We start from the raw sequence: 5,946 nt of genomic DNA, 5'->3' as shown, positions 1-5,946 counted from the left end.
GCCGGCGATAGGGCCGGTACTGCCTGCATCAATTACTGGTTGGAATAGATCTGGTCGAACACGCCACCGTCATTGAAGTGGGTCTTCTGCACGTTGCGCCAGTCACCGAAGGTCTTCTCCACCGACAGGAAGTCGACTTTCGGGAAGCGGTCGGTGTACTTGGCCAGCACTGTCGCATCACGCGGGCGCAGGTAGTTCTGCGCGGCGATTTCCTGGGCTTCTGGCGACCACAGGTACTTCAGGTACTCTTCGGCCACGGCCTGGGTGCCTTTCTTCGCCACCACCTTGTCGACCACGCTCACCGGCGGCTCGGCCTCGGCCGACACGCTCGGGTAGACCACCTCGAACTGATCGCGGCCGAACTCGCGGGCGATCATCTCGGCTTCGTTCTCGAAGGTCACCAGCACGTCGCCGATCTGGTTGGTCATGAAGGTCGTGGTGGCGGCGCGGCCACCGGTATCGAGCACCGGCGCCTGCTTGAACAGCTTGCCGACGAAGTCGCGGGCCTTGGTTTCGTCGCCGCCTTGCTTGAGCACGTAGCCCCAGGCCGACAGGTAGGTGTAACGGCCGTTACCCGAGGTCTTGGGGTTGGGCACGATCACCTGCACGCCATCCTTGAGCAGGTCTGGCCAGTCCTTCAGCGCTTTCGGGTTGCCCTTGCGGACGATGAACACGGTGGCCGAAGTGAACGGTGCGCTGTTGTTCGGCAGGCGCGTCACCCAGTTGTCCGGCACCAGCTTGCCGTTGTCGGCCAGGGCATTGATGTCGGTGGCCATGTTCATGGTGATGACATCGGCCGGCAGGCCATCGATCACCGCGCGCGCTTGCTTGCTCGAACCGCCGAAGGACATCTGCACATTGACCTTCTCTTTGTGCTCGGCTTCCCAGTGCTTCTGGAAGGCCGAGTTGTAGTCCTTGTAGAAGTCGCGCATCACGTCGTAGGAAACGTTGAGCAGGGTAGGGGCGGCCTGGGCGAGGTTGCCGAGGGCCATGCCTGCGACGAGCAGCGAGGCGGTGAACAGTTTTTTCACTGAGGCTTTCCTTGTTGTTCAAGTGTTTGGCAATGTGCCAGCGACTATAGCGTTTCGTTCCTGGGCGATTAAAGACCAAATGGATCTTTGCTTATTCGGTTTTCGGGAACAGTGAATTGCCGCACCGCGAGCAGAATGCCGCGCCGTGCTCGTGGCTCTTCTTGCGGCAGGTCGGGCAGTCATGTTGCAGCTGTTCGCCGCGCATGGCGTTGGCCAGTTCCGCGGTGAAGATGCCGGTGGGTACGGCGATGATCGAGTAACCGGTGATCATCACCAGCGACGACAGCACCTGACCAAGGGGCGTCTTCGGCACGATATCGCCGAAGCCCACGGTGGTGAGGGTGACGATGGCCCAGTAGATACCCTTCGGAATGCTGGTAAAGCCATGCTCCGGCCCTTCGATCACGTACATCAGGGTGCCGAACACGGTGACCAGGGTCGACACGCTGACCAGGAACACGATGATCTTCTGCTTGCTGCCGCGCAGCGCCTCCATCAGGTAATGGGCCTGCTTCAGGTAGGGGCTGAGCTTGAGCACGCGGAAGATCCGCAGCATCCGGATCACCCGGATGATCAGCAAGTACTGCGCGTCGCTGTAGTACAGGGCGATGATGCCGGGCACGATCGCCAGCAGGTCGACCAGGCCGTAGAAGCTGAAGGCATAGCGCAAGGGCTTGGGCGAGCAGTACAGGCGGGCCATGTACTCGACCAGGAAAATCGCGGTGAAGCCCCACTCGATGCCGGCCAGCAGGCCCGCATAACTGCGGTGCACCTCGTCGATGCTGTCGAGGATCACCGTGACCAGGCTGGCGAGGATGATCAGCAGGAGGATCTTGTCGAAGCGTCTTCCAGCCACGGTGTCGGTCTGGAAGACGATGACGTAGAGCTGCTCGCGCAGGCTCGCAGGGTTGTTCATGGGCTCGTTCCACTGGGCGATGGCCTGAGCCTAGGGGCTGGCTTTCAGCTGTGCAAGCGGCGGGCGCTGCTGCGCTGGTTCAGTTGTGCCAGATGCTTGCCGATGTGCATCAGCCAGCAGGCGACGACGAAGGGGGCGGTAAGCCCGGCCACCGGCAGCAGCTTGAACAGCGGTTGCAGCAGCAAGGCCAGGGCGATCGCCAGCAGTGTCACCCAAGGGCGTTCGCCCTGTCGGCTGAAGGCCAGTGCCGCCAGCGCCGCGTTGAAGCCGTACAGGCCCAGCCAGGCCGCCTGGGCCTGGTCGGCCAGCAGCGCCACGCCACCGCCGATGGCCGAGCCGATCACGGCCCACAGGGCGGCATATGGGTTGGCGATGAACATGCCGGCGATGATCAGCAACCCGGCCAATGGCTGGTCGAGCAGGAAGATCTGCCCCACACCGCGCGCCAGTGCTAACAGTGGGTCGGCTTCGACGAAGCCGCTGGGCGAAGGCGTGGCCAGCAGCAGGGTGGCCCAGCCCAGCAGTACGAAGGGTGCGGTGTAGGCGATCAGCAACTTGCCGCCGCGCTTGCGCCACTGGTGGGTGATGATGCTGGACAGGCCGCCGGCGGCGATGATCAGGGGCGGCATGATCGCCGACCAGGGCAGCACGGCGCTGATCAGGATGCCGATCAGCACGCCGTTGTAGGAGTACAGCCCGGCCTGACGGTCGGCGCGGTCATAGCCGCGGCGCTGGGCGGTGAGCAGGCCGGCGAGCGCGCCGAGCAGGGCGCCGCCGACCAGGCTGGGGGCGGTGAGCAGGATGGCCAGCAGGCAGCACAGGCCGCACAGGGGGTTGCGCAGCAGCAGCACCTGGCTGAAGCCGTTGAGCAAGGCCGTGGCCCAGTCGGGGCACGGGTTGACGAAATTTTTGGTGTACATGGGCAGTCGGTAAAGGTTGATGGGGGAGCGGTGGGCCTCTTTGGGCCTCGGGTTTTCCGCAGGTTTTCTACACCGGTGCAAGGGGAGGGCTTCGCCCTCCATTCGCGGGGCAAGCCCGCTCCCACAGGTACCGCATAGCATTCAAGGCTACATATGCACCTGTGGGAGCGGGCTTGTCCCGCGAAAAGGCCTTTGGATCAGATCAATGTCTCGATCCGCAGCGTATTAGTCGAACCTGGCTTGCCGAAAGGCACACCGGCGGTGATCAGCAACGTGTCGCCACGGCTGGCCATTCCCTGGGCCTGCGCGATCTCCAGCGCCGTGGAAACAACCTCGTCCACCTGGCGCAGACGGTCGTTGACCACCGAATGCACACCCCAGGCCACGCTCAGGCGGCGAGCGGTATTCAGGTTCGGCGTCAGGTTGAGGATCGGTGCCCGTGGCCGCTCACGCGCAGCACGCAGGGTCGAGGCGCCCGACTCGCTGTAGTTGACCAGCACCGCCACCGGCAGGATGCCGCTGATACGGCGGATCGCGCAGCTGATGGCATCGGACACGGTGGCCTCGGCCTTCGGCCGGCCTACGTCGAGCTGGGCCTGGTAATCCGGGCCATTCTCCACCTGGCGGATGATCTTGCTCATCATCTGCACCGCTTCCAGCGGGTAGTCACCCGAGGCCGTCTCGGCCGACAGCATCACTGCGTCGGCACCCTCGGCCACGGCATTGGCCACGTCGGTGACTTCGGCGCGGGTCGGCGCTGGCGAGAAACGCATGGATTCGAGCATCTGCGTGGCCACCACCACCGGCTTGCCCAGCTGGCGGCAGGTGCCGATGATGCGCTTCTGGATCTGCGGCACGCTTTCGGCCGGCACTTCCACGCCCAGGTCGCCACGGGCGACCATGATCGCGTCGGACAGCTCGGCGATGGCCTGCAGCTGCTCGACGGCCGATGGCTTCTCGATCTTGGCCATCAGGTAGGCACGGTCGCCGATCAGCTGGCGGGCCTCGGTGATGTCTTCCGGGCGCTGCACGAACGACAGCGCCACCCAGTCCACGCCCAGTTCCAGGCCGAAGGCCAGGTCGCGGCGGTCTTTTTCGGTGAGCGGCGACAGGTCGAGTACTGCCTGGGGCACGTTGACGCCCTTGCGGTCGGACAGCTCACCACCCGCCAGCACTTCGGTGTCGATGGCGTCGCTGTGCTTGGCGGTGACCCGCAGGCGCAGCTTGCCATCGTCCAGCAGCAGGTCCATGCCGGGCTCAAGCGCGGCGATGATTTCCGGGTGCGGCAGGTTGACCCGGCGGCTGTCGCCCGGGGTCTTGTCCAGGTCCAGGCGCAGGGCCTGGCCGCGTTGCAGCTGGACCTTGCCATCGGCAAAGCGGCCCACGCGCAGTTTCGGGCCCTGCAGGTCCATGAGGATGCCCAGCGGGTAGTTCAGCTGCTGCTCGACTTCGCGGATCCACTGGTAACGCAGGGCGTGGTCGGCGTGCTCGCCGTGGCTGAAGTTGAGGCGGAAGATGTTCACCCCGGCTTCGACCAGTTGGCGAACGTCGTCGATGCCGTTGATCGCAGGGCCGAGGGTCGCGAGGATTTTGACTTTTTTATCAGGCGTCATGATTGGGCAGTCTCGAGGATCAGGATGGCGCGGAAGTCGTTGACGTTGGTACGGGTCGGCTCGGTGACGATCAGCGCGTCGAGCGCGGCGAAGTAGCCGTAGCCGTTGTTGTTGTCCAGCTCGTCGCTCGCCGACAGGCCCAGGGCCTCGGCGCGGGCGTAGCTGTCAGGCGTCATGAAGGCGCCGGCGTTCTCTTCCGAGCCGTCGATGCCGTCGGTGTCACCGGCCAGGGCGTACACGCCCGGCAGGCCCTTGAGGCTTTCGGTGAGGCTGAGCAGGAACTCGGCATTGCGCCCGCCACGGCCATTGCCGCGCACGGTCACGGTGGTTTCGCCACCGGACAGGATCACGCATGGCGCTTTCAGTGGCTGGCCGTGCAGGACGATCTGCCGGGCGATACCGGCATGCACCTTGGCCACTTCGCGCGATTCGCCTTCCAGGTCACCGAGGATCAGCGGGCTGAAGCCTGCCTGGCGAGCCTTGACGGCAGCGGCCTCAAGCGACTGCTGGGGCTTGGCGATCAGCTGGAAGTGGCTGCGGGCCAGGGCCGGGTCGTTGGGCTTGACGGTTTCCGAGGCGGGGTTGTTCAGCCAGTCGATGACGGCTTTGGGTGCTTCGATGTTGTAGCGCTTGAGGATCGCCAGGGCATCGGCCGAAGTGCTTGGGTCGGCCACGGTGGGGCCGGAGGCGATGACCGTGGCCAGGTCGCCCGGGACATCGGAAATGGCATAGGTGTAGACGGTGGCCGGCCAGCAGGCCTTGGCCAGGCGGCCGCCCTTGATCGCCGAGAGGTGCTTGCGCACGCAGTTCATCTCGCCGATGGTGGCGCCGGACTTGAGCAGGGCTTTGTTGATCTGCTGCTTGTCGGCCAGGGTCAGGCCTTCGGCCGGCAGGGCCAGCAGGGCGGAACCGCCGCCGGAGAGCAGGAAGATGACGCGGTCGTCTTCATCGAGGTTGCTGACCAGCTCCAGCACGCGCTTGGCCACGGCCAGGCCGGCGGCATCGGGGACCGGGTGGGCGGCTTCGACCACCTCGATCTTCTGGCAGTTGGCGCCGTGGCCGTAGCGGGTCACGACCAGCCCGGAGACTTCGCCTTGCCAGCTCTTCTCGACCACTTCGGCCATGGCGGCAGCGGCCTTGCCGGCACCGATGACGATGACCCGGCCGCTACGGTCGGCGGGCAGGTAGGGTTCGAGGACTTGGCGCGGGTGGGCGGCGGCGATGGCTGTGTCGAACAGCTCGCCCAGAAGTTTTTGCGGATCGACCGACATGGCAGGCTCCCAGAATTCTTGTTGTTCTCAAAATCGAAAACGCCCCTGGAACTGCCTCCGTGCAGGCCGAACCAGGGGCGGGTGTTGCTCGGTGTCACCCATGGACCTGTGGTCACAGGTCCATCGGTGTGGAATTCATCGCCGGCAAGCCGGCTCCCACAGGTGAGGGTGTGCAGTCCTTGTGGGAGCCGGCTT

Annotated in this window: 5 protein-coding genes; all 5 read right to left on the bottom strand. The window is 65.0% G+C overall.

Annotated features, from left to right (window positions below; translation table 11 throughout):
• Positions 1–32: 32 nt before the first annotated feature.
• Positions 33–1,031 (bottom strand): sulfate ABC transporter substrate-binding protein, encoded by a 999-nt coding sequence (locus PMI38_RS18000; RefSeq protein ID WP_008096836.1) that lies wholly within the window; start codon positions 1,029–1,031, stop codon positions 33–35.
• 91 nt (positions 1,032–1,122) lie between these two features.
• Entirely contained in the window at positions 1,123–1,947 is an 825-nt protein-coding gene (locus tag PMI38_RS17995; protein WP_008096834.1) for an ion transporter, read from the bottom strand.
• Positions 1,948–1,991: 44 nt separating this feature from the next.
• Entirely contained in the window at positions 1,992–2,867 is an 876-nt protein-coding gene (locus PMI38_RS17990) for an urea transporter (RefSeq protein ID WP_008096832.1), read from the bottom strand.
• A gap of 197 nt (positions 2,868–3,064) precedes the next feature.
• Entirely contained in the window at positions 3,065–4,480 is a 1,416-nt protein-coding gene (gene pyk / locus PMI38_RS17985; RefSeq protein ID WP_008096830.1) for a pyruvate kinase, read from the bottom strand.
• A complete protein-coding gene (locus PMI38_RS17980) occupies positions 4,477–5,751 on the bottom strand; it encodes a glycerate kinase type-2 family protein (RefSeq protein ID WP_008096828.1) in 1,275 nt (424 codons plus the stop codon). Before PMI38_RS17980 ends, pyk begins: the two co-directional genes overlap by 4 nt.
• Positions 5,752–5,946: the final 195 nt, after the last annotated feature.

Source organism: Pseudomonas sp. GM84 (assembly GCF_000282535.1).
Taxonomy (GTDB): Bacteria; Pseudomonadota; Gammaproteobacteria; order Pseudomonadales; family Pseudomonadaceae; genus Aquipseudomonas.
Note: the sequence above shows the minus strand (reverse complement) of the source record. Positions and strands in the feature narration are given on the sequence as shown.